At 61.6% G+C, this 22688-nt stretch carries 15 protein-coding genes; 12 read left to right on the top strand and 3 right to left on the bottom strand.

Going from position 1 to position 22688, the window contains the following annotated elements:
* Window positions 1-69: 69 nt before the first annotated feature.
* The 7 genes from AC0L2X_RS17620 to AC0L2X_RS17590 all read left to right on the top strand — a co-directional run bounded on the left by AC0L2X_RS17620 (window position 70) and on the right by AC0L2X_RS17590 (window position 9498).
* Window positions 70-1413, top strand: coding sequence for a nucleotide sugar dehydrogenase (locus AC0L2X_RS17620; protein ID WP_473600136.1), 1344 nt, complete (start codon window positions 70-72; stop codon window positions 1411-1413).
* Between the two features lie 51 nt (window positions 1414-1464).
* Window positions 1465-2805 carry an adenylate/guanylate cyclase domain-containing protein gene (locus AC0L2X_RS17615; protein WP_473553854.1) on the top strand — a complete coding sequence of 447 codons (1341 nt, stop codon included), beginning with the start codon at window positions 1465-1467 and terminating at the stop codon, window positions 2803-2805.
* Window positions 2806-2954: 149 nt separating this feature from the next.
* Window positions 2955-4850, top strand: a complete 1896-nt coding sequence (locus AC0L2X_RS17610; protein ID WP_473600080.1) for an ABC transporter ATP-binding protein — start codon at window positions 2955-2957, stop codon at window positions 4848-4850.
* Window positions 4847-6745, top strand: coding sequence for an ABC transporter substrate-binding protein (locus tag AC0L2X_RS17605; protein ID WP_473600079.1), 1899 nt, complete (start codon window positions 4847-4849; stop codon window positions 6743-6745). Before AC0L2X_RS17610 ends, AC0L2X_RS17605 begins: the two co-directional genes overlap by 4 nt.
* Before the next feature lie 2 nt (window positions 6746-6747).
* The gene (locus tag AC0L2X_RS17600) at window positions 6748-7746 is read left to right on the top strand and encodes an ABC transporter permease (RefSeq protein WP_352570080.1); all 999 of its coding nucleotides are present in this window, start codon (window positions 6748-6750) and stop codon (window positions 7744-7746) included.
* On the top strand, window positions 7743-8924 hold the full coding sequence (locus tag AC0L2X_RS17595; RefSeq protein ID WP_473600078.1) for an ABC transporter permease: 1182 nt from the start codon (window positions 7743-7745) through the stop codon (window positions 8922-8924). The genes AC0L2X_RS17600 and AC0L2X_RS17595 overlap by 4 nt, the downstream gene beginning before the upstream one ends.
* A 94-nt stretch (window positions 8925-9018) precedes the next feature.
* Complete coding sequence (locus AC0L2X_RS17590) at window positions 9019-9498, top strand: class I SAM-dependent methyltransferase (RefSeq protein ID WP_473600077.1); 480 nt, start codon at window positions 9019-9021, stop codon at window positions 9496-9498.
* A gap of 36 nt (window positions 9499-9534) precedes the next feature.
* Here AC0L2X_RS17590 and AC0L2X_RS17585 read toward each other — a convergent pair whose 3' ends face one another.
* Window positions 9535-10950, bottom strand: coding sequence for a DUF5939 domain-containing protein (locus tag AC0L2X_RS17585; RefSeq protein WP_473600076.1), 1416 nt, complete (start codon window positions 10948-10950; stop codon window positions 9535-9537).
* Window positions 10951-11154: 204 nt separating this feature from the next.
* On the opposite strand from AC0L2X_RS17585, the gene AC0L2X_RS17580 reads away from it, so the two are divergent.
* The 3 genes from AC0L2X_RS17580 (at window position 11155) to AC0L2X_RS17570 (ending at window position 14171) form a co-directional block, all read left to right on the top strand.
* Window positions 11155-11979: a hypothetical protein gene (locus AC0L2X_RS17580; protein WP_473600075.1), complete on the top strand. Its 825-nt coding sequence runs from the start codon at window positions 11155-11157 to the stop codon at window positions 11977-11979.
* Window positions 11980-12052: 73 nt separating this feature from the next.
* Window positions 12053-12577 carry a GNAT family N-acetyltransferase gene (locus AC0L2X_RS17575; protein ID WP_473600074.1) on the top strand — a complete coding sequence of 175 codons (525 nt, stop codon included), beginning with the start codon at window positions 12053-12055 and terminating at the stop codon, window positions 12575-12577.
* 208 nt (window positions 12578-12785) lie between these two features.
* Complete coding sequence (locus AC0L2X_RS17570; protein ID WP_473600073.1) at window positions 12786-14171, top strand: hypothetical protein; 1386 nt, start codon at window positions 12786-12788, stop codon at window positions 14169-14171.
* A 545-nt stretch (window positions 14172-14716) separates the two neighbouring features.
* On the opposite strand, the gene AC0L2X_RS17565 is transcribed toward AC0L2X_RS17570, so the two are convergent.
* Window positions 14717-17185 (bottom strand): adenylate/guanylate cyclase domain-containing protein, encoded by a 2469-nt coding sequence (locus tag AC0L2X_RS17565; RefSeq protein ID WP_473600135.1) that lies wholly within the window; start codon window positions 17183-17185, stop codon window positions 14717-14719.
* A gap of 81 nt (window positions 17186-17266) precedes the next feature.
* Window positions 17267-18361, bottom strand: coding sequence for a branched-chain amino acid ABC transporter substrate-binding protein (locus AC0L2X_RS17560; RefSeq protein ID WP_473600072.1), 1095 nt, complete (start codon window positions 18359-18361; stop codon window positions 17267-17269).
* 278 nt (window positions 18362-18639) lie between these two features.
* Here AC0L2X_RS17560 and AC0L2X_RS17555 point away from each other — a divergent pair, with 278 nt between their 5' ends.
* Window positions 18640-21939 (top strand): ATP-binding protein, encoded by a 3300-nt coding sequence (locus AC0L2X_RS17555; protein WP_473600071.1) that lies wholly within the window; start codon window positions 18640-18642, stop codon window positions 21937-21939.
* Window positions 21940-21958: 19 nt separating this feature from the next.
* On the top strand, window positions 21959-22639 hold the full coding sequence (locus AC0L2X_RS17550; RefSeq protein ID WP_473553834.1) for a redoxin domain-containing protein: 681 nt from the start codon (window positions 21959-21961) through the stop codon (window positions 22637-22639).
* Window positions 22640-22688 lie beyond the last annotated feature (49 nt).

The raw sequence follows: 22688 nt of genomic DNA, 5'->3' as shown, positions 1-22688 counted from the left end.
GGGCTCTTGGGGCCGGTGAGCCTCACCATGGAAGCGGACGGCCTGTCCGAATTGACGGGAAGCAGATTGTTGGACGCCTCACGATCGACATATGACCGTCTTCTGAACCGGATTTCGACGCGTGCCGCGCAAGTCGGCGTGATCGGACTGGGCTATGTCGGGCTGCCGCTGGCGGTTGCGATCGCACGCGCCGGCTTCCCGGTTTCCGGCTTCGACATCGAAGCCAAGAAGGTCGAGAGCCTGAACAGCGGCCAATCCTATATCGAGGCGGTGACTCCGACAGCCCTTGCCGGCCAGGTGGCGAGCGGACGGTTCCGCGCCACTGCGGATTTTGCCGAACTGGCCGTCTGCGATGTCATCATCATCTGCGTTCCGACACCGCTGACGAAACACCGCGAGCCGGATCTCTCCTTTGTCAGGAACACCGCAGGCACCATCGCGAAGCATCTGCGTCTCGGCCAGCTGATCGTGCTGGAATCGACCACCTATCCCGGCACCACCGACGACGTGATCAAGCCCATCCTGGAAAAAACCGGCTTGCGGTCGAGGACAGACTTCTTCCTCGGCTTTTCGCCCGAACGCGAGGATCCCGGCAACCGCAGCTTTGAAGTCGCGACGATCCCCAAGGTCGTGGCAGGGGACGGCATTGAAGCGGCGACGCTCGTGCAGGCTTTTTACCAGGGCGTGGTCAAGACCGTCGTTCCGGTTTCCACCACGGCGACCGCCGAGGCGGTCAAGCTGACGGAAAACATCTTCCGCTCGGTCAACATAGCCCTCGTCAACGAGTTGAAGGTCGTGCTCGGTGCGATGGAAATCGACATCTGGGAGGTCATCGAGGCGGCAAAGACCAAGCCCTTCGGCTACATGCCTTTCTATCCTGGCCCCGGACTTGGCGGGCACTGCGTTCCGATCGATCCCTTCTACCTGACTTGGAAGGCGCGCGAATACGAACTGCCGACCCGCTTCATCGAGCTGGCGGCAGAGATCAACACGGCCATGCCGCGTCATGTCGTCGATGAACTGGCGAAGGCGCTGGACCGGCGCTGCGGCAAGGCGCTCAGCCGCTCGCGTATTCTCATCATCGGGCTCGCCTATAAGAAGAATGTGCCCGACATCCGCGAAAGCCCCTCATTGCGGCTCATTGAACTCATCGAGGAATGGGGCGGCAAGGCAGAATTCCACGATCCGCATGTTACCGAAATCCCGGCCACACGAGAGCATATGGCGATCAAGGGGCGTCGCTCGGTCGAATTGACCGAGCTGGCCTTGAAGGATTTCGACGCTGTCGTCGTTGCAACCGACCACGACGCGATCAACTATCAGGCGATCGCGGATCACGCTCGACTGATCGTCGACACGCGCAATGTTTTTGGCCGCCTCGGGCTAGCCCGAGAGACGGTGGTGAAGGCCTGACGGCGTTCGAGCCGGCGAATTTGTGGCGGATCAAGGAGATTTCGAGAGAGCATGAGCACAGCGCAAGCAGAAATTTCTGCCATTCTCATGGATAAGGTTGCCGATTGGCTGACCCAATCGGCGCTGGCGGGCGACGACCTGGAAACATTGGTAAGGGGCTTTTGTGAACGGCTGGCTGCTGCCGGCCTGCCGTTGAAGCGGGTGCATTTGAGCTTTTCGATGCTTCATCCGCTTTATGACGCGCTTGGCTTCACCTGGCTGCGCGGCCAGGGCCTGGAAGTGGAGGGCTTCCGCAAGGAGAACGGCGTTCATTCCGACAGATTCCTGACCAGCCCATACTACCATCTGCTCAGCCACAAGCTCGACCATCTGCGGCGCCGGCTCGACCCGTCGGTGCCGTCGGAATTTCCTATTTTCGACGACCTCAAGCTTATGGGCGTCACCGATTACATGGCTTTCGTCCATCCCTTCAGCGGCAACACCAGTCAGGGCATGATCGGATCTTGGTCCACCGACAGTGCTGCAGGCTTCAGCGACAGCATGATTTCGGCGCTGCTGCGCCTCCAGAACCATCTCGCTATCGCAACCAAGATGGCGGTGCTCACCAAGCTTGCCGACAACATGATGACCACTTATCTCGGCGGCGACGCCGGCAGGCGCGTGCTCGACGGCCAGATCAAGCGCGGCGAGGGTGATACAATCCGGGCGGCACTGGTCATGGGCGATATGCGCGGGTCGTCAAGACTTGCCGAAACCGCCGGCCGCGAAGTCTATATCGATACGCTGAACCAGTTTTTCGACGCTGCTGCTGCACCTTTCAATCGCAAGGGCGGGCAGATCATGAGTTTCATAGGTGATGGCTTCATTGCCGTCTACCCTTGCGCAAGGCACCGTTCGCAGTCCGAGATCGCCTGCCAGGCTGCTCTTGCAGCAGCGCACAAGGCCACCGCGCGCATGATGGATCTCAATCTGCGCAGAAAGCAGCAGGGATTGAGCGACATAAACTATGGTATCGGCCTGCATGTCGGCAATGTGATGTTCGGCAATGTCGGGCTTACCGACCGGCTCACATTCTCTGTCTTCGGCTCGGCTGTAAATGAGGTCCAGCGCCTCCAGACCCTGACCAAGAAATATCCGCACAGCGTTCTTGCCAGCAAAGACTTCGCCAGCTATTGCGGCGCCAACAACTGGCTGGCGCTCGGCATGGAGGAACTGGCGGGCATCAGGCAGAAGCTAACGGTGCTTTCACCCGATTTGTCGGGTGCTCTCGCACTCGACGAAGACGGTGCGCTGGAGCCGATTTACGACCGAATATCCGACGCCGAGCAGGTCATGCTGCTTCATCGCAATGCCGCGCGGCCGTCCGCGGGCGACCCGAGGAAGCTCCAGTAACCGCCACGATCTGATCCGAACGCGTTTGGTATGCAGTCCGGCCGCCGGTTCCGCCAGGGAACTGGCGACTGTTCGAATCCAAGTTGCTCTAGGCTGGCAATGCGTTAGTCTCGCCTTCTGGACGTGCCAGAGTGGGGGCTGGTGTGAGAATGAATTTGGGCGTTGATCTGCTGCGGATCGAGGATGTTGGCATCTCTTTTGCCGTTATAGGGGGACCGTTGCATGCCGTCAGGCGTGCAAATCTTCGCGTCCTGCCCGGCAAGGTTACCGCGCTTGTGGGCGAGTCCGGTTCCGGAAAATCGGTTCTCAGCCAGGCGGTTATGGGCATTTTGCCGAACACAGCCCATGTTCGCGGCCGTATCCTGTTTTCCGATCCTGAAAAGCCCGGCACGACGCAGGATATCCTGCAGATGCCGCGTGACGGACCCGAAATCCGGGCATTGAGAGGCAGCCGCATCGGCAAAATCTTTCAGGAGCCGATGACATCACTGTCGCCGCTGCATACGATCGGCAATCAGGTCAGCGAATCCCTGCAGATTCATACGCCCATGGCCCGGGTGGAGTGCAAGGCGCGCACCGAGGAAATGCTCGGACTTGTCGGCTTTCCCAACCCCAAGCGCGCTTATGACATGTATCCCTTTGAACTTTCGGGAGGATTGCGTCAACGCGCCATGATCGCCATGGCACTTATCTGCCGGCCCGCCCTGTTGATCGCCGACGAGCCGACGACGGCGTTGGACGTCACCATCCAGGCGCAAATCCTGCAATTGCTGCGCGAGCTTCAGACGAAGCTGAACATGGCGATGCTGCTGATCACGCACGACCTTGGCGTAGTCGCCAATGTCGCCGACGAGGTGGTGGTCATGTACCATGGCGAGATCATGGAAGCGGGACCTGTGGAGGCGATATTCCGCCGGCCGGGCCACCCTTACCTGAAGGGCCTGATGGCAGCCGTTCCGCATTTCGACCTGAAGCCCGGCGAAAGGCTAAAGGCGCTCCGCGAGGTGCCGGTGAATGTCGGGAACCTGCTCGGCAAGCAGACGGCGCCGGCATCGAAGGGGCCGAACGACCTCCTGCTATCGGTCAGCGATCTGACAAAGACCTTCACGATCCGCAAGTCCGGATGGTTTGGCGGAGATCATCAAACCTCTGTTCGCGCCGTGGACGGCGTGAGCTTCGATATCAGGCGGGGTGAGTGCCTGGGTCTTGTCGGCGAAAGCGGATCCGGCAAAACCACTGTCAGCAAGATCCTCATGCGGGCTGTCACCCCTAGCGGCGGGTCCGTGATCTTCAACGGCCGCGATGGTCCGATCGACGTCTTGGAAGCCGAGGGAGACGCCCTGCGCATGCTGCGCGCGAAAATCCAGATGGTCTTCCAGGATCCGGTTTCGTCGCTTTCACCTCGCATGACGGTGGAGAACATTTTGAGCGAGCCGCTGGAAATCCATCGACGTGGCAATGCCGCGTCCCGACTCGCCACGGTCAAGAGCCTGATGGAGGCAATCGGGCTCGACCCGCGCTTCATAAAGCGTTATCCGCACAGTTTCTCCGGCGGGCAGCGTCAGCGTATCGGCATCGCGCGCGCGTTGGCGCTGGGGCCTGAACTCCTGATCTGCGACGAGCCGGTTTCGGCACTCGACGTCTCTGTCCAGGCGCAGATCCTGAATCTTCTTAAGGACCTGCAGAAGGAACTGGGCCTGACCTACCTGTTCATTTCCCACAATCTGGCGGTGGTGGACTACATGGCAGACCGCATCGCGGTGATGTGCGGCGGGCGTATCGTCGAGCTCGCGCCGCGCGAAATTCTGCTTAGGAAACCTATCCACCCCTACACGCGCTCACTGGTCGCCGCAGTACCTTTCCCCGATCTCGACAGGCCGATGGATTTCAAGACGCTGAAGCTCAGCGGCGCTTCCGACACCAGCGCATGGGGACCGCAATTCCGCGACGAGGGCGACGAGGATATGCTGTCGCCGCTCGATCTTGGCGGCGGCCACCTCGTGCTGGCCCGACGTTCGGCCGATGTCAGCGAGCTACGCCATTGATCAGCCGGCGCACCGTCCTTGGACTCATGGCTTCGGCATTTCTGCCGGGCACGTTGCGCGCCGGCGATCTGGAGCCGGAATTTCTTCAGCCGCAGCTGACGGCCAGGGCGCTGCCAGCGCTCGCCGAACGCCTGCCCAAGCGCCCGCGCGCGTTGAATCTCGCTGCGATGGGCCGGCAGCCCGGCCAGTATGGCGGCACGCTGCGCACGATCATCGGCAGCCAGAAAGATATCCGGATGATGACGATCTACGGGTACGCTCGCCTGGTCGGCTACGACGAAAAGCTTAACTTGCAAGCAGACATTCTCGAAAGTTTCGATGTAGCGGATGATCGTGTCTTCACTTTCAAGATACGAGAAGGACATAAATGGTCTGACGGTAGCCTGCTGACGTCGGAGGATTTTCGCTATTGCTGGGAAGATGTCTGGCTGAACGATGAGCTTTCGCAAGGCGGGCTCGCCCCGGCCCTGATGGCAGACGGCAAGCCGCCACGCTTCGAGATCGTCGATCCATTGACGGTCCGCTATAGTTGGGATGCGCCCAATCCCGACTTCCTGCCCAAGCTCGCCGCTGCTTCGCCCCTATCGCTTGTTCTGCCGGCCGCCTATCTCAAGCAGTTCCACAAGAAATACCAGGATCCATTCCGGCTCGCCGGCCTAATGAAGGAGAACCGGGCCCAGAAATGGACGCTCTTGCACATCCGCATGTCGCGGCAGTATCGCCCGGAGAACCCGGAACTGCCGACGCTCGATCCCTGGCAGAACCGGACCAAGCCGCCGGCTGAGCAGTTCGTCTTCGAGCGGAACCCGTTCTTTCATCGAATAGACGAGAATGGCCGGCAACTGCCCTATGTCGACCGGATTGTCATGAATGTCAGCTCGTCGGCGATCATTTCCGCCAAGACCGGTGCGGGCGAGAGCGACCTGCAAGCCATGGGAATTGACTTCAGCGATTACTCCTTCCTGAAGGATGCGGAGAAGCGCTACCCGGTGAAGATGCATCTCTGGAAACGCACACAGGGTTCGCGGCTGGCGCTGCTGCCCAATCTGAATTGTGCCGACCAGGTGTGGCGTGGCCTTTTTCGTGACGTGCGCGTGCGCCGCGCACTGTCGCTCGCTGTGGACAGGCGCGAGATCAATTTGGCTGTGTTCTACGGATTGGCGCAGGAAAGTGCCGATACGGTCCTGCCGGAGAGCCCGCTCTACCGGCCGGAATTCGCGAAAGCCTGGGTCGCCCATGATCCCGACCAGGCCAATGCCCTGCTCGACGAGGTCGGGCTTCAGGCGCGTGACGATGACGGCCTGCGGATACTTCCCGACGGACGCTCGGCGCAGCTCGTAGTTGAAACGGCCGGCGAAAGCACGCTGGAAACCGACGCACTCGAACTCATCACCGATCACTGGCGCAAGATCGGCATCGCCCTGTTCATCCGGACTTCGCAGCGTGACATCTTCCGCAGCCGCGCGCTTGGCGGCCAGATCATGATGTCGATGTGGTCGGGCATCGACAATGGCGTACCGACCGCCGACATGAACCCGTACCAATTGGCCCCCACCGTCGACGACCAGCTGCAATGGCCGCTCTGGGGTGCTCACTACTTGTCTCGTGGCAAGGTCGGCGAAGCGCCCGATCTTCCGCCTGTGGTCGAATTGATGGCTTTACTCAAGCGCTGGAACGCATCGACCGAAGCCACGGAGCGCGCCGAGATCTGGAATTCAATGCTGTCGATCTATACCGATCAGGTGTTTTCGATCGGCACGGTGAACGGAACGCATCAGCCGATTCTGGCGTCCTCACGGCTGCGCAATTTGCCTGACAAGGCGCTCTACGGCTACGACCCGACCGCCTATTTCGGTGTCTATATGCCGGATACATTCTGGCTTGGAGAGTCCTGAGCGTGCTTCGATATTTTGTCTGGCGCATCGCCGTGATGGTTCCAACGCTGCTGGTCATATCGGCACTGGTGTTCACGATCATCGAACTTCCCCCAGGCGACTATTTCGACAGCTATGTTGCCGAGCTTCGGGCCCAGGGCGAAGCGGTGGATTCCGATCGCATCGAGATGATGCGCAAGGAATATGGTTTCGACAAGCCACCGGTCATTCGCTACTTCTACTGGGTCGGCGGGATGCTGCACGGCGATTTCGGCTATTCCTTCGAATATGAGCTGCCGGTTCGCGATGTCGTCGGGGACCGAATGTGGCTGACGGTGCTGGTTTCCTTCGTCACGATCATCTTCACCTGGCTCATCGCCTTTCCGATCGGCATGTACTCCGCCACGCATCAATACAGCTGGGGCGACTACGGCCTGACTTTCTTCGGCCTTCTCGGCCTTGCCATTCCGAACTTCATGCTGGCGCTGATCCTGATGTATTTCGCCAACATCTGGTTCGGCACGTCCATCGGCCATCTCATGGATCAGCAATATCTCGGCGAGCCGATGAGCTGGGCCAAGGCGAAGTCGATCCTCGCCCATCTCTGGATCCCGGTCTTGATCATCGGCACCGGGGGCACGGCAAGCATGATCCGGCGGCTGCGCGCCAATCTGCTCGATGAGCTGCATAAGCAATATGTCGTGACCGCGCGCGCCAAAGGCCTTCATCCCTTCAGGGCGCTGGTCAAATATCCGCTGCGCATGGCGCTCAATTTCTTCATTTCGGACATCGGCTCTATCCTGCCGGCCATCATCTCCGGCGCCGAAATCACGGCGATCGTGCTGTCTTTGGAAACGACCGGGCCGATGCTGATCAAGGCGCTGCAAAGCCAGGACATGTATCTGGCGGGGTCGTTCCTGATGTTCCTCGCGTTCCTGACGGTCATCGGCGTCCTGATTTCCGACCTGGCGCTGGCGTTACTTGATCCGCGAATTCGTTTGCAAGGCGGCAGCACTAAATGAACACGCCATCGCCGCTGCCCGCTCCGGGTGCCCCACTGCAACACTACGTTTCCATCGAGCCCTTTGACCTGCAGTCCGTCGAGGCGATGACGCCGGAGCAGGAGAAGGTCTTTCAGGCGTCGCAGTTGCGGCTGATGTGGTGGAAATTCCGTCGGCACCGGCTTGCCCTTATATCCGGCATATTCCTGGCAGCGCTTTATTTCGGGATACTGATCTGCGAGTTCCTGGCGCCCTACGATCTGCACACACGCAACATGGACTACATCTATTCGCCGCCGCAGCGGGTGCACCTGTTCCACAACGGCCAGTTCGTCGGGCCGTTCGTCTATGGCCGCCAGATGACGCTGGATATGGACACGCTCAAGCGGAACTACGTCGAGAAACAGGATGATGTTCAGCGGATCCGTTTCTTCTGCAAGGGCGACAGTTACCGGTTCTGGGGCCTAATCGAAGGTGACAGGCATTTTGTCTGCCCCGCCGAAAACGGCCAGCTCTTTCTGGCCGGCACTGACAGGCTGGGGCGCGATGTGCTCTCGCGCATCATCTATGGCGCACGCATTTCACTGACGATCGGCCTCGTCGGCATCAGTTTCAGCTTCCTGCTCGGCATTGTCATCGGCGGATTGGCCGGCTATCACGGCGGTATCTTCGACCTGATCGTCCAACGGATAATCGAAGTTCTGCAATCGATCCCCAGCATTCCGCTATGGCTGGCTCTGGCGGCGATCATGCCGATAACCTGGAGTCCGATCCTGATCTATTTCGGCATCACCGTCATCCTCGGGCTGCTCGACTGGACTGGACTGGCACGGGCCGTGCGTTCGAAGCTTCTAGCCTTGCGCGAGGAGGATTATGTCCTGGCCGCGCAATTGATGGGCGCCAGAAGCAGCCGCATCATCGGGCGGCATCTCATTCCCGGCTTCATGTCGCATCTGATCGCGACGGCGACGATCTCCATACCCGGCATGATCCTGGGCGAGACGGCGCTGAGCTTCCTCGGGCTCGGCCTGAGGGCACCGATAACCAGCTGGGGCATCCTGCTCACCGAGGCGCGCAGCGTCAGCGTGATCGCGTTCTATCCATGGCTGCTTTTGCCGATGCTCCCCGTCGTTCTCGTCATCTTGGCGTTCAACTTCCTCGGCGACGGGTTGCGGGACGCCGCGGACCCATACAAGTGACATCGCTGTTCGGCCGCGCCAGTGCCGCCAGCCGCGAAACGCTCTGGTCGGGGGCAGTTGATTTCGTGGACTGGTTCAGGACATACAATCGCACATGAGTCGCCTCGACAGTTTCATCCGCAGGATGACCGCACAGCGCGACATACTCGATCATGTCTGCGCCGAGGTGGCGAAGATGGAGGGGCCCGTGCTTGAGCTCGGCCTCGGCAATGGCCGGACGTTTCACCATCTGCGCGAGCGCCTGCCCGGACGCCGGATCGTAGCGTTCGACCGCGCACTTGCCGCACACGCCAGCTCAATTCCCGAAGCTGAAAACCTCGTGCTCGGCGAAATACGCGAGACGGCGAGCAGGTTCATTGGCATCGACGCCGCCCTTGTCCATGCCGACATCGGCACCGGCTATGAAGATCGCGATGCAGTGACCTCTACCTGGCTTCCCGATCTGACTGCGCGCCTGCTTCGCGTCGGCGGCATCGCTGTCAGCGGCACGCCGCTCGATCACCCGCAGTTGCAACGCCTCCCGCTGCCGCCTTCGGTGCCCGCTGATCGTTATTTTATCTATAGGCGGGTGTGAGGGGCCGGGACGAGCCAAGTCCTCAGGGCCAAGTCTTCAAGGGATCGTATATACTGCTATCTCCCGCTCAATGCCGCGCAGCGAGACCTCGTGGGGCACGGGCGTCAGTGCGTTCCTGTGCAACAGATCGGCGGTGAGATTGTCGTCGACCACCGCCCGAGTGGCGAAGATCGCCTGTGCGTTGGCAAGGTTCTGAACCCGCGAAGCAATGTTGACCGTCTGGCCGAAATAGTCCTGTCGCTCATTCATAGACACGGCGATGCAGGGGCCGGCATGGACTCCGATCTTGAGCAGCAGATCCTCGCGCCCGCTCTTGTCGTTGAGTGTACGCATGGCATCGCGCATCCTGAGGGCCGCAGCAATCGCACGATCGGGCGTCGCGAAGGTCGCCATCACCGCATCACCGATCGTCTTCACCACCGCGCCTGCCTCCGCCGTGACGATCTCGTGCAGAACCTGGAAATGCTCGCGCACGAGATCAAAGGCTGAAAGGTCGCCCACCCGCTCGTAAAGCTCGGTCGATCCGCGCAGGTCGGTGAACAGGAACGTCAGGCTGGTGATCTTCAGGCGCTGGTTGATGTCGAGTGTATCCGTGCGATAGAGATCGCGGAACGTCTGGTTGGTGAGCAGGCGCTTGGCGGTTAGGAAGGGCCGGCGTTTACCCAGGAAATCATGCAATGCCTGGCCGGCTATGAAGACCGTCGGCAGCACGCGGGTATCGGTCCGGTTTTCCAGCGAAATGCGCAACGGGCCGGGTTGCATCTCCAGCGTCTGACTCTGGATATGGTCGCGGTCGAAGATCAAAGAGAGGCTCCGGCGCTCCTTTATTGGTTCACCTTTCCCGTCGATGAACTGCGCTGAGTGGGTGACCGGCTCGAAGACGATGATGAATTCGGACGGAAGCTGTATGAGCAGAACCGCCTTTTCACCGGGCGCAAGCTCGATATCCTCCAGCGAGAACGCTTCCAGCTTTTTCGCGAAATCCTCTTCCGGCAGATCGACGCCGGACGCCCAGTAGATCTGGCGGAAATATTCCGCCACCGGCAGTTCGTGCGGATTGTGGGCGGCAATCCTGCGCACGCGGGGACTTACGGTGAATGTCACCTCGACCATCTCGTCGAGGGTCGGCGAATAGCCCTCGGAGCACAGCGCGCAGGTGTATTCGTCCTTTTGGAGGGTTTTCAGCGTGGCGTTGGTGTCGAGCACGCCGCCACAGCCGGGGCACAGAACATTCCAGGAAATGTCGAAGATGCCCACCCGCGCCGCATGGAGAAAGGCGCTTATTGCGCGCTCCTCGTCGAGGCCATGCTTGCTGGCGAAGGCTGGCGCATTGATGCGGCAAAGTTCGCGGTCCTCACCTTCTGCGATGGTTTGCTTGATCGCGTCGATCGCCTGCGGATCGACATCGGCCGATTGTCGCAGAAGTGAGAACAGATCCTGAGCTTCGTTCATCGTGCAGGCTCCGGAAAATGCACCCCGAGGGGTTTTGACCGGACCGGTCTTTGGTCCGAGTGCTCTATCTTACTGCGAAACGGACCGTACGGCCATTCGAATGGATAAGCCCGATGACCGTTCAATTTCCATTCGGCGGATTTTAACCGGCTGCAAGCAGCACTATGATGGTCCATGGAGCCTTCATCTTTGGGATTTTCTCCCATGCCGACATCCGACAATCCGCCATTTCCCGCGGCCCTGCGCCTTTTCTCTGCGGTGGTCATCATCGTCCTGATCGCAGGCGCCGGCCTGTTTTTCGTGCCTGTTCTGGTCAAACCGGGTTGGCCTTGGGCCGTCACGCCGTTCAATGCGCGCTTCCTCGGTGGCTTCTACACCGCCGAAATGGTCGTGATGGCGGCACTGCTGGTCTGGAATCGCTGGTCGCCCGGCAGGCTCGTGCTCGTCATGGCCTTCATCTTCACCGTCATCGTGTCGGTGGCTTCGTTCATCAATCTCGGCTATTTCAACTTCGAGCGCAAAGCGCCCTGGCTGTGGTTTTTGGTCTATCTTGCTTCGGTCGCGGTATCCGGGCTGTTCCTGTGGCGGGCCAGGGCCCGTCCTTCTGCAAAAGGCGTGACCTTAAGTCCCGCATGGCGCGGCTACATGCCGGCGGAATCCGCGATCCTTGGGCTCTATGGCGTCGGCCTGTTGCTGTTTCCCCTGACATTCAGCGGCATCTGGCCATGGCCGATCGATGCCTTCCACGCTCAGGTCTACAGCGCCATTTTCCTCGCCGGTGCGGGGGGTACATATCTCGTCTGGAGAAGCGCGCCGCGCGAGGAACTGCTGGTGCTCGGGTTGGCGCAGTTTCTGGTTGGCCTGCTTGCCATCCTCGGCGTCGTCATCACCGACGCTGCGCTGCACCGGATCGACTGGACGGCGACCGCGACATTGTGCTGGCTCGCGCTTTTCGGCTGGATCGGCATCAGCGGCGTCTCCAAACTCTACGCCGCCTCCCGGTATTTTAGCTCGCAATCGGCATCATAGGTGCACAGACGGCTGGATTTTCAGGTGACGTCCGGTGCATCGTACCGGGCCGATTGCCTTCGCCGGGAACGCCATGACCAGCACGACCTCGCCACCCACCGAGAAAATCCAGCCGCTGCTCCGGTCCGTCCGGCCAAGCGATGCGGAGGCGCTTTGCGCTATCTTCAACATGCCGGGCTTCCGCTGGGGCACGCTCAGGATGCCTTTCGAGATGGTGGAGCAGGTGGCGCGGCGCATCGCCAAGTCCGGCCCGGAAACCACCTGGATCGTTGCCGAGCTGGACGGCAAGGTCGTCGGCCATGGCAGCCTGGTCGTGCAGGGTTCGCCGCGCCGTTCGCACATCGGCGAGATCAATATTGGCCTTGACGATGCCTTTGTCGGCAAAGGTATCGGCTCTGCCATACTTGGCGCGCTGCTTGACGTAGCCGACAACTGGCGCGCCCTGAAGCGGGTCGAATTGACCGTCTATGCCGACAACGAAGCGGCCCTCCGTCTCTACAAGAGCCACGGCTTTGAGGTCGAAGGCCGGCATGTGAAGGCCGGCTTTACCGAGGGGCAGTACCACGACCTCCTGAGCATGGCCCGGCTGCGGTTCTAAGATCCGCTGTTTGCCTTAGCTGTTCAGCCAATCTGACAATTCGTGCCGGGTCAGCGAACAGGTGATTGCTCATGGAGAACTGCGTAGGGCGCGGTCATTTCGTCTCACACCATCTTGATCGAGTTTACGATCTATGTGTGGGCCGGCCGCATCCAGCAAGTCTGGTCTCTCCCTTGGCGTTTGCACCGCAAGCGGCTAGACGGGACCAATGACCGCCGTCTTTGACCCAAGCCCTACGCCTCCGGCGGAAATTCTGGCTGTGCTGTCGCTGCTCTGCCCGGAGGTCGTGCGCGACATCGAGCAGAACTGGAATGCACCGGTTTCCGACTACGCCCGCCATCTGTGGCGGCCGGTGGCAAGGCCTGCATCGGGCCCGGCGATCGCTGCCCGCTCGATCCTGCGCGAGGTCCTGCATCAGCGCCTCGGTAGGATTATGCAGCCTGAGGAGATCGGCAAAGCCCTCGACGAGTTCGAGCACAGACCGGTGATTCAGTCCGGCCTGCACTGCCTGCTTCTGATGGACCGGATCACCTTCGATGCCCTCCTGCTTGCCTGGCTCGGCGCGGTCGAAAACGGGCTGTCGGCCTTCGTCGGCTTCATGGGAACGACAATGACCATGGAGACAGTTGGCCGGGAGGGGCCCGGATGGCTCGATGTCGGCGACGACAAGGTCAACCTGTTTGGCATGGGGCGCCACAAACTGTGCCGCAAAAGCGCCTGCGTGGCCGGTCCCGTCTCCCTCAACAAGCGCGCGCTCGAAGCGGTGGGCGACGAAACGGATGCCAGCCGCTGGCTGGGCACACTGCTTGCCAGCCAGGACAAGGTGTTTGAAACCGCCGCCGATGCGCTGACAGCCCTGAACGAGGATCTGGTCGCCAATTGGGATCGTGCCGGCATGGCCCTGCCGGTATTCATCGATGATCGGCTCGCCGCAGCTGCCATGGCGCGGCATCTAGAATATGACGGCAGCCTTCTTTCCAGGCTGCTCACTGAGCCCGCAAGACGCCAGCGTCTCGAACATGCCTTGCAAGAGGCCGCATCGAGCCCATTCGGCAGATTCCTGCCCAATGCTACGGACTATTTCTGGGGCATCCGCGAGGACCGCGTGCGCAAGCTCGTTCTCGAGAACGGGCACCTGATCGAGCCTGACAGGCCGCAAGGTCTTTCCATCCCGTTCGAGCGGCCGTATCTCAGGCAGGCGCTGCTGGACGGCGTGCTGCTGCCGAACTTGTTCCTGACATTCCTCGTCCTTGCCATATTGCCGCGCGTGCGGGTCGTGGGGGGCCTGAGACAGATTGGCTATGTAGCGCTTTTCCACTCAATCCTTCTGGCCGTGCTGGACGAAAACGCGCCGGAAGAGCGCGATCTGGCCGCGGAGCTGCAGGTTCGGGAAAATGCCTGGGGCATGCGGGTCATCGATGAAAAGATCTCGGTCCGCGAGCAGCTTGCCGGCCTGCCGGAAGGGGCGCTCTTCCCGGACCTGCTCCGGCAATACCGTTTGCGGACATTTGCCGAGACGACCGACGACCTGAAACTGGTTCGCGAAAACGCCAGATGGCGCAAGATCGGCCGGGCAGAGATCAAGCCGACCTGAGCCTCACTTCAAGCCTTATTTCAGGTTGATTTTCTGGTGCGCAACCGCAAGCGACTATCGGCGAGCCTCTGGCGTCTGGTCCGGCCGCTTCCTTGACGCTGATGCGTTTTGGGATTTCGACGACGGCTTCCGCCTCGACAATCTGGCTTGCCTGGGAGCTGTCTGCAGTTCAAGGCCTGACCTGACTTGACTTGGCCTCACCTGTCATTGCACGACACCGGCCTTGCGGAACCCGTCCACCACGAGTTCGAAATCGGCAACGACAGCTCTATCACGCTTTCGGACGTACGACACTGTCACGCCGCGCGCCCGCTCTGGGTCAAACTTTGCCGTTTAAGGCGGCGCCCGGAACGGGCAACTCGCGCCATATCCGGACCTTCAGTGATGCGGTGAATGTTAAGTCTCGGCTCCGATGCGGACGTTCCGTCCGAGTTCGAAGACTGACCGCGACCGTTCTACGGCCTCCGCATCGATAGCGCCAATGAGCGGCGCCCGCATCCCACTCCTTGCATCCATTGGGAGGGGTCGTTGTGGACCAAGCCTTACTACCCCGGCTTGCGACAAAGCCGATCCAGCGCGTCTCGAAGTGCGGTGGCGGCATCGCCACGCTCGTCAGGGGACATCAACTCCGGTTCAAGTTCCAGCCTGAAGTGCGGCAGCTCGGTTCGAACGGCATGACGAGCGGCCGCCAGATTGGCCTTCAGATCGATGACGCGGTAGGTGGCGACGGGATAGGCGATCCCCTTGACCTGGACGTGCCCCAGCTCCTCACAGTCGATTGAGTCCTTCACTTGCGCAAACGTCTCGTAGGAAATGAGGATGGCCCCCGGCGGCGCCTCCTGCTCCAGGCGCGAGGCGAGATTCACGGCGCCGCCGATTATCGTGTAGTCCATCCTGTCCTCGCTGCCGAAGTTACCGACGGTGCAGTAGTCGGTATGGATGCCGATGCGACAGCGCAGCGGTGTTTCGATCCCCATGTCCCGCCAGACTTCGGCAAGCTCGCTGATCCGCTTTTGCATTGCAAGTGCCATCTGCGCGCAAGCCAGCGCGTCCTCCTTGACGCCGCGAGTCTCGGGATCGCCGAAAAACATCAGGATCGCGTCGCCTACATATTTGTCGATCGTCGCGCCGTGATCCGAAGCAATTTTCGACATTTCCGTCAGATAGTGATTGAGGAGTTGGGTGAGATCCTCGGATTCCATTTTGTCAGTGGTCTCGGTAAAGCCGGCGATATCGGAGAAGCATATTGTTAGTTTCTTCCGCTGGCTGGCGATCCTGACCTCCTGGCGGCCGGTGAATATCGAGCGATACACTTGGGGCGCCAGATACTTCGCCAGCTTGCTGGAAAGCGCCTCCAGAACCACGGATTTCTCGGCGAGGTTCTCCTCCCTTTGCTTCAACTCAGTGATGTCCGAATAGACGGCGACCGTGCCGCCGGCGCTGATCCGCCGCTCGCTGATCATGACCCACCGCCCGTCCCCTCGCCGCTGCACCCAAGGTTCGCCAGGCTTGCGGTGCCGCGCGAGGCGCTCGGCGACCCACTCCTCGACCCGCCCCTCGGCGTCCCTGATGTAGCCGCGCTCAGCGGATCGGCGAATGATTTGCTCGAATGTCGTGCCGGGCGTCAGTTCGGTCTCCAGACCGGTGTAGAGCAATTCGCGGTAGCGGCTGTTGCTGAGGACGAGCCGGTCGTCCCCGTCGTACAGAGCGAATCCTTCGGAGATGCTTTCGATGGCATCGATGAGCCGCTGACGAGCTTCCGCAACGTCGCGCAGGTTCTTTTCCTCGACCTCGACAGCAGTATCCCGGAAGAGTCTCAGCGCTTCGGCCATGCGCCCGATTTCGTCGCGGCCCGCCGCTGGCAGCGGCGCACGAAGGTTGCCCCCCGCAATTGCGAGCATGCCCTGGCTCACGGCCCCCAGTCGGGCGAGGAGGCTGCGGTCGACATAGAGCCAGACAACCAGAACCGAACTCAGGAGGCTGAGGAAGGCGGAGCCGAGCACAACCGCGGTGCCGTAGCGCTGGACGAGCGCGGCTTCGCGGCCCGACGCAGCGATCTCCTGGTCTGCCGTGGCGACCAGGCGATCGACGCCAGCGGTGAGATTGCGCGACAGTCGATTGTTCTCGGCCAGAAGCCTTTCACCCTGTGCCAGGACAGCAAACTCGTCCTCCCGCGCCTTGGGGATGCTGTCCTCGCCGTCGGTCAAACCCTTGAATTCGTCGACACGCTGCCGGAAGCGGGTCCGCAGCTTTTCGTCGATCTCCGTGGAAACCTTTTCAAGAGCAGTGAGCGAACGGCGTAGCGGAAAAAGGATCAACGCCAGGTCGCCCGGCGTCGGCGCGTTCGCGACCTTCACCAGCGCGTCGTTGACCGCCGAGATCTCCAGCTGCGCCTTCTGCTGGGGGATGTAGGCCGCAATCGCCTGGACCAGGTCGGCCATCGCCGCTGCGCGTCGATCGGGCGACAGCGACGTGTCGGCTGCGACCGCCCGCCATTGCGGGAGCCTGGAATCCATCACTAGGATGCCGGTGGCGACAAGGCGCTGGCTTCCGGTCGTCGTCGCGGCGAGGCGGTTCAGGAGCGCCTCCTTGCGGGTGACCACGTCGAGCCGGGCGACAACAAGAGAGTCGAGCTCCTTCAGGTTGCGCCTCAGAACAATCGCGGCTTCCTCGATCTCGGCCAAAGGCACTGTGCCCAACGTGGTATCCCGGAGGTCCGTGCGCAGGGCCTCGAGGCGGGACATCTCGAGCGCGACGGCAGCCGAGACCTCGCTGTGCTGAGCCCTGCTTGTCGCTGCCAGCACGGATGGCGCGGCAGCAGCGACCCGTTCGGCCTGGCGCGACAGCTGGAGGGAGGCGAGCGCCGAGGGCACTCGATCCGTGGTAATTCGGTCGACGACGTCGCCGACCTGGAGGAAGGCATAAAGCGCCGCAGCGGTTGCCAGCACCGCAAGGGCGCTGATCCCGAAAAAGGCGAGCAACAGCCGGCCGCGTATGCCGAGGCGTTCAAGCATCTCGGCGGGTCGGAACAGTCGGGCCACACTGGTCTGCATCAGACTAGACGTCCCAGCCGGCACGCCGGCCATCAACGAACCCTATTCAACCGGCACGTATTCTCCGCCGCGCCAGACGTACCAAACCCAGCTCTGCTTCGTGAGGTCGCCCTTGTCGTCGAAATCGACCCGGCCGATGACGGTGTCGAATTCCTGTTCGTGCAGTGCCGCAATGACGGCCTTCGGCTCCAGCGAACCTGCCTTCGAGACTGCCTGGGCCCAGACCTGGACCGCGCAGTAGCTCAACAGCGTGTAGCCCGCGGGTTCGAAGTTCTCCGCACGGAACTGCTCAACGACCGCAGCCGCTTCGGGGCCTCGCCTGGGGTCCGCCGGGAACGTGAAGAGGGTCCCCTCCGCCGCGGGGCCGGCGATCAGGGCAAATTCCTCGGTCGCCAAAGCATCTCCGGATATGAGCTGAACCGTGTAGCCACTGTCGTGTGCAGCGCGAGCAATCAGCGCAACCTCGGCATGATACCCACCCACATATAAGGCGGAGACGCCGGCGGTCTGCAATGCAGCGACCTCGGCCGAATAGTCGTCCTTCCCGGGAATGTATGCGTCGTAAACGGCCTCAGTCACGCCCCGCTTGTTCAGCTGCTTCCGGGTCTCGTCGGCGAGACCCTTCCCATAGGTCGAGTTGTCGTGGAGGATCGCAATCTTCTTGTTGCCCCAGCGATCGGCAAGGTAGTTGCCGGCGATGAAACCTTGCGCGTCGTCGCGGCCAATGGTGCGAAAGACATTGGCACGGCCCTGTTCGGTCAGCTGCGGATTGGTCGAGCCTGGGGATATCTCAACGACGCCCGCCTCCTCGTACACTTTTGACGCGGGGATCGAGGCCCCGGAGCAATAATGCCCGACGACGAGCACGACCCCGTCAGCCACCAGCTTCTTGGCGGCCGCCACAGCTTGCTCGGGATCGCAGAAGTCGTCGACCGAGATGAGCCTCACCTTCTGGCCGAGCACGCCGCCCGCCGTGTTGACGTCGGCCACCGCCATCTCCGCGCCGCGCTGTCCCTGCTCGCCGATCCAGGCGAGCCGTCCCGTCATCGCAGCCGAGACGCCGATCAGCACCTCCGCCCGCGCAGAGCTGAACGCGGCCGCGAGAACTAAGATCGCTATGGCGATGATGCGGTGCATGTGTGCACCCCCTTAACTGTAGCTTACGCCAATCCCGCCAGAGCCGACAGCCCCTTCGGCAAGCGCGACTATCTCGGCGTCGTTCACGGATCCGACAACTATTGCCCCTTCAACAATGCCTGCCCGCAGCGCTCTGCCACAGGATCCGCACGGATCGTTCGATGCCCAGTTGCGCTGCCACTTGCTGGTCGACGGCTATCGGTGCATCCTTATGAATAGCCTGGCCGTGAAGTGCGGGCGAGATCACGCCGTCACGGCCACCAGTGAGGTCTTGTTCGATGGACTGCTCGGGCTGCGGTTTCGAGATTGAGGGCGGTTACGCCTTCTGTCCGAGGTGTGGCAGGCGCCAGCCCGTGCCATGCGCCAGTTGCGGCTACCCCTGCGCACCTGATTTCGAGTTCTGTCCGAAATGTGGGGCAAGCGTCGGTGCGTCCGCAAAAGCCGTCGAACGGCCTGCTCCGACACCAAGCCGGACCATTGTGCCGCCTTCTCGAACTCCGTCGCTGCTTCCGAACATCGAAAGCGAAGAAGGGCTGCATCCCGTCTCTGACGCCGATCGCCGGACGGTAACGGTGCTGTTCGCCGACCTTTGCGGCTTCACGACACTCAGCGAGCAGCTCGACCCCGAGGTCATGCAAGCGCTGCAGAACAAACTGTTCAAGGAATTGACGTCGGCCGTGCGAAACTTTGGTGGTTTCGTCGACAAATTCATCGGCGATGCACTGCTGGCTTTGTTCGGTGCGCCGGTCGCGCATGAGGACGATCCGGAACGTGCGCTTCGCGCCGCTCTCGACATGATCGCCCGGACGGCGCGGCTCGGCGAAAGCACTCCCCACTCCGGCTCGCCTCTGTTACTCCACATCGGCATAAACACCGGTCCGGTCGTTACTGGCGGATTGGGCATCGGCACCGCCAGATCCTATTCGGTGACCGGCGACACAGTGAATACGGCGCAACGCCTGCAATCGCTGGCCGCACCGGGTGAGGTGCTGGTAGGCGAGCTCACTCACAGGCTGACCCGGCATGCCTTCTCTTACGAGTCGCTAGGCGATGTCGTGTTTCGCGGCAAGGCTGGCAGCGTGCTCGTCCATCGACTGGACGCACCGCTTGCGACGCCGCGTGCAGCGCGCGGGCTCGAGGCGCTCGGCCTCAGTGCGCCGCTGATAGGTCGTGGTGCGGAGCTCAATAGAATGCTGGCGAGCCTTGACCAGGCGTGCAGCGGCTCGGCCCAACTTGTCCGCCTGGTCGGAGAAGCCGGTATCGGGAAATCGCGGCTGGTGAAGGAGTTCGTCGCCCGCGTCGGCGACGAGGAGCGTTTTCGCGACGTCGCCGTGCGACAGGCCACGTGCTCACCGCTCGGCGAACAATCATTTGGCGCCTTGGGCGCAGTGGTGCGCAGCGCTGCCGGGATGATGCAAAACGACAATGGGGACGAGATGCGGGGGAAGCTCGCAGGCTTGCTTGCCGATCTCGGTCTGCAGGGCGAGGAGGCGAAGCGGCTGATGCCCTTGCTCTACCATGTGCTCGGCCTTGGCGACCCCGATGCCACCTTGCAGCATGTCGAGCCTGAGCAGCTGCGGCGGCAAATTCTCTACGCAGTCCGCACAATCATCGAACGGCGGCTTGCGTTGTCGCCGCTGTTGATTGTCGTCGAAGACCTGCACTGGGCCGACGCCGTGTCGCTCGAGGCACTGCGTTTCGTGATGGACAGGTTGGAACGCACGCGGTTGATGTTGCTGGTCACGCATCGTCCGGCGCCGGACAACGACCAGCTCGACTCAAGTCGGGTCAGTCACACAGCGCTCAGGCTTCCGCCGCTCAACAATGATGACGGACGCAGCCTGCTGGCGGCGCTTTTCGGCGAGAGCTGGGTAAACTCCGCAGGAGGGCTTCTCAACCAGATCCTCGAGCGCGCGGGCGGCAACCCCCTTTTTGTAGAGGAGATCGTTCGCGGCCTTATCGATCGCGGTGTACTGATGCGCGACGGCCAGCGATGGCGGACTGTGGCAGGCGAAGTCGCAACCGGCATCCCCGCCACTATCCAGGCAATGTTGCTTGCTCGCGTCGACCGGCTGCCCCAAGAGGTGCGCCGGTTGGCCCAGGAGGCCGCGGTAATCGGCCCGCGCTTCGATGCCACACTTCTGAAAACCGTGACAGCCGACCCCGACCGGCTTGAAGCCGGCTGCGAGCTGCTTTGCGATGCGGAAATCATCGAGGAAGTTGCCGGATCAGGCTCGGTCTCGTCGCAAAGCTACCGCTTTACGCAAACATTGCTGCAGGACGTGATCTACCAGAATCTGCTCCTGCAACGCCGGACCGAAATCCACGGACGGATCGGTGCTGCCTTGGAGCAACTGTGCGGCGACAAGCCGGAACGGCTCGAGGATTTGACCGTGCTCGGTCATCATTTCGCACAGAGCGCCGAGCGGGAGAAGGGCGCGCATTACCTGCAGGCGGCAGGCGATCGCGCTCGTATGATATACGCCAACGACGACGCCCTTCGTTTCTACGAGCGAGCACTGACTGCATTGGACGCGATCGGGCAAACACCGCTCAAACTGGCAATTGCGGAGCGCATTGCCGATTTGAGCGGCCCGGCAGGCCGCCGGGAGATCGCGCACCACCACTACGAGACTGTGTTGCAGGCATACCGCGAGTCGGCCAATCGCGTCGCCTCGGCGCGAGTTTTGCGCAAGATCGGTCGGCTGCTCTGGGACGTCGGCAAGCGGGACAAGGCAGAAGCCCGCTATGCTGAGGCGGCAGCGCTCCTCGATGGAGCGGATGCTCCGATCGAGCAGGCGCACCTGTGGCAAGAACGTGGCCGGCAGGCGTTCCGTAGCGGAGATCACGCTCTCGCGGCAAAATGGGCAGACGCGGCGCTGGATTGCGTACGCACTCTGACAACGGAGCATGTCTCCGAGGTAGGGCGTGATGCCACTCTTGTGACCGCCGAGGCACTCAATACCAAGGCTGTCGCGCTGGCTCGCCTTGGGCGAAACCGCGAGGCCGTGCGTCAGGTTGAGCGCAGCATTGAATTGGCCGAAGCCGCCGGTCTGCTGGGCGCGGCCTGCCGCGGCTACACCAATCTCGGCGTGCTTTACACGACCATCGATCCGGCAAAGGCGATGGAGGTCTGTCGGCGCGGTCTTGAAGTGGCGCGCCGTATTGGCGATTTGGGTTTCCAGGCGCGCCTCCTCGCCAATCTGGCGGTCGCCTGTTGTACTTTCACGGATCGCTGTCCAACGGAGGGCGTACCTGCTGCCGAGAAGGCCATCGAGATCGACCGGGCGCTCGACCAGCGCGAGCACCTGCCGGTGCCGTTGATCGTGCTTGGGCAGATCCACCAGTGCAACGGCCGTCCGGACCTGGCGGTCGGGTTGTTCCACGAAGCACTGGACGTAGCCCGCGAAACGGGCGAACCCCAACTGCTGTTTCCGTGTTATGATGGTCTCGCAACGCTGAATCTCGACCTCGACAATCTGGCCGAGGCCGAACGCTACTTTTCCCTGGCGCAGGGTATATGCGCCCAGCACGGGCTCGACCCGGAGGCGCTTGTGGTGCTGCCTTTTCTCGACTAGCCGGGGTTGGAGGTTGGAAATGTCCGCGCGTAGTGACTTGGTGCCGCTTCAACCAGGCGACCGTGCGCCAAACGTGGTACTCGACGCCATTACCCAGGAAGGCAAGATCGCGCTTGACGACTTTCGCGGCCAAAAACCGGTGCTGGTCGGCCTGTTTCGAGGTCTGCATTGTGCGTTTTGCCGGCGCCATATCGCCGCCCAGGCGCGGCTTGATCCTGAGCTGCGCGAAAAGGGCGTGGAGAGCCTGACGGTGGTCAACACGCCGATCGAACGGGCGCGTCTCTATTTCCGCTACCATCCGATGCCGAACCTGCTTGCGGCCTCCGACCCTGAACGCGCTTCACATCGTGCTTTTGGACTGCCCAATCTCGAATTCACCGAAAACGAGATGAACTGGCCGTACAAGGTCTCGATGGCAGCCGCAAAGGATATGCGGGTCGACATACCAGGCGAGTTGCCCGGTCCTATGGATCCTCTTGCGGCCAGCGAAATCCTCAACAAGAGGGACCATTACGAACTGACCGAAGCCGACGAGCAGATGATGGCAACGGGACACGGACAACTAATAGGTCAGTTTCTACTGGACCGGCAGGGGATCGTCCGCTGGAGCTTCACGGAGGTTCCAGAGGGTGGGCGATACATGTTTGCAGCGCCAAGCCCGCAGGAGCTGATGTCAGCCGTGTCCCAGGTCGCCCAATAGACTTGCGAACGAGGTAACGGGCGGGACACCGAATAAAAAGCGGAAGCAA

It is taken from the genome of Mesorhizobium sp. WSM4828 (genome assembly GCF_055811175.1).
The sequence above is the reverse complement of the archived record's forward strand: the minus strand, read 5'-3'. Positions and strand labels throughout refer to the sequence as shown.

Excerpts from the sequence above, each read along its gene's own strand:
- AC0L2X_RS17615 (WP_473553854.1), top strand. The coding sequence starts at position 1,465 with ATGAGCACAGCGCAAGCAGAAATTTCTGCCATTCTCATGGATAAGGTT.
- AC0L2X_RS17610 (WP_473600080.1), top strand. The coding sequence starts at position 2,955 with ATGAATTTGGGCGTTGATCTGCTGCGGATCGAGGATGTTGGCATCTCT.
- AC0L2X_RS17595 (WP_473600078.1), top strand. The coding sequence starts at position 7,743 with ATGAACACGCCATCGCCGCTGCCCGCTCCGGGTGCCCCACTGCAACAC.
- AC0L2X_RS17590 (WP_473600077.1), top strand. The coding sequence starts at position 9,019 with ATGAGTCGCCTCGACAGTTTCATCCGCAGGATGACCGCACAGCGCGAC.
- AC0L2X_RS17585 (WP_473600076.1), bottom strand. The coding sequence starts at position 10,950 with ATGAACGAAGCTCAGGATCTGTTCTCACTTCTGCGACAATCGGCCGAT.
- AC0L2X_RS17580 (WP_473600075.1), top strand. The coding sequence starts at position 11,155 with ATGCCGACATCCGACAATCCGCCATTTCCCGCGGCCCTGCGCCTTTTC.
- AC0L2X_RS17575 (WP_473600074.1), top strand. The coding sequence starts at position 12,053 with ATGACCAGCACGACCTCGCCACCCACCGAGAAAATCCAGCCGCTGCTC.
- AC0L2X_RS17570 (WP_473600073.1), top strand. The coding sequence starts at position 12,786 with ATGACCGCCGTCTTTGACCCAAGCCCTACGCCTCCGGCGGAAATTCTG.
- AC0L2X_RS17565 (WP_473600135.1), bottom strand. The coding sequence starts at position 17,185 with ATGCTTGAACGCCTCGGCATACGCGGCCGGCTGTTGCTCGCCTTTTTC.
- AC0L2X_RS17560 (WP_473600072.1), bottom strand. The coding sequence starts at position 18,361 with ATGCACCGCATCATCGCCATAGCGATCTTAGTTCTCGCGGCCGCGTTC.
- AC0L2X_RS17555 (WP_473600071.1), top strand. The coding sequence starts at position 18,640 with ATGGACTGCTCGGGCTGCGGTTTCGAGATTGAGGGCGGTTACGCCTTC.
- AC0L2X_RS17550 (WP_473553834.1), top strand. The coding sequence starts at position 21,959 with ATGTCCGCGCGTAGTGACTTGGTGCCGCTTCAACCAGGCGACCGTGCG.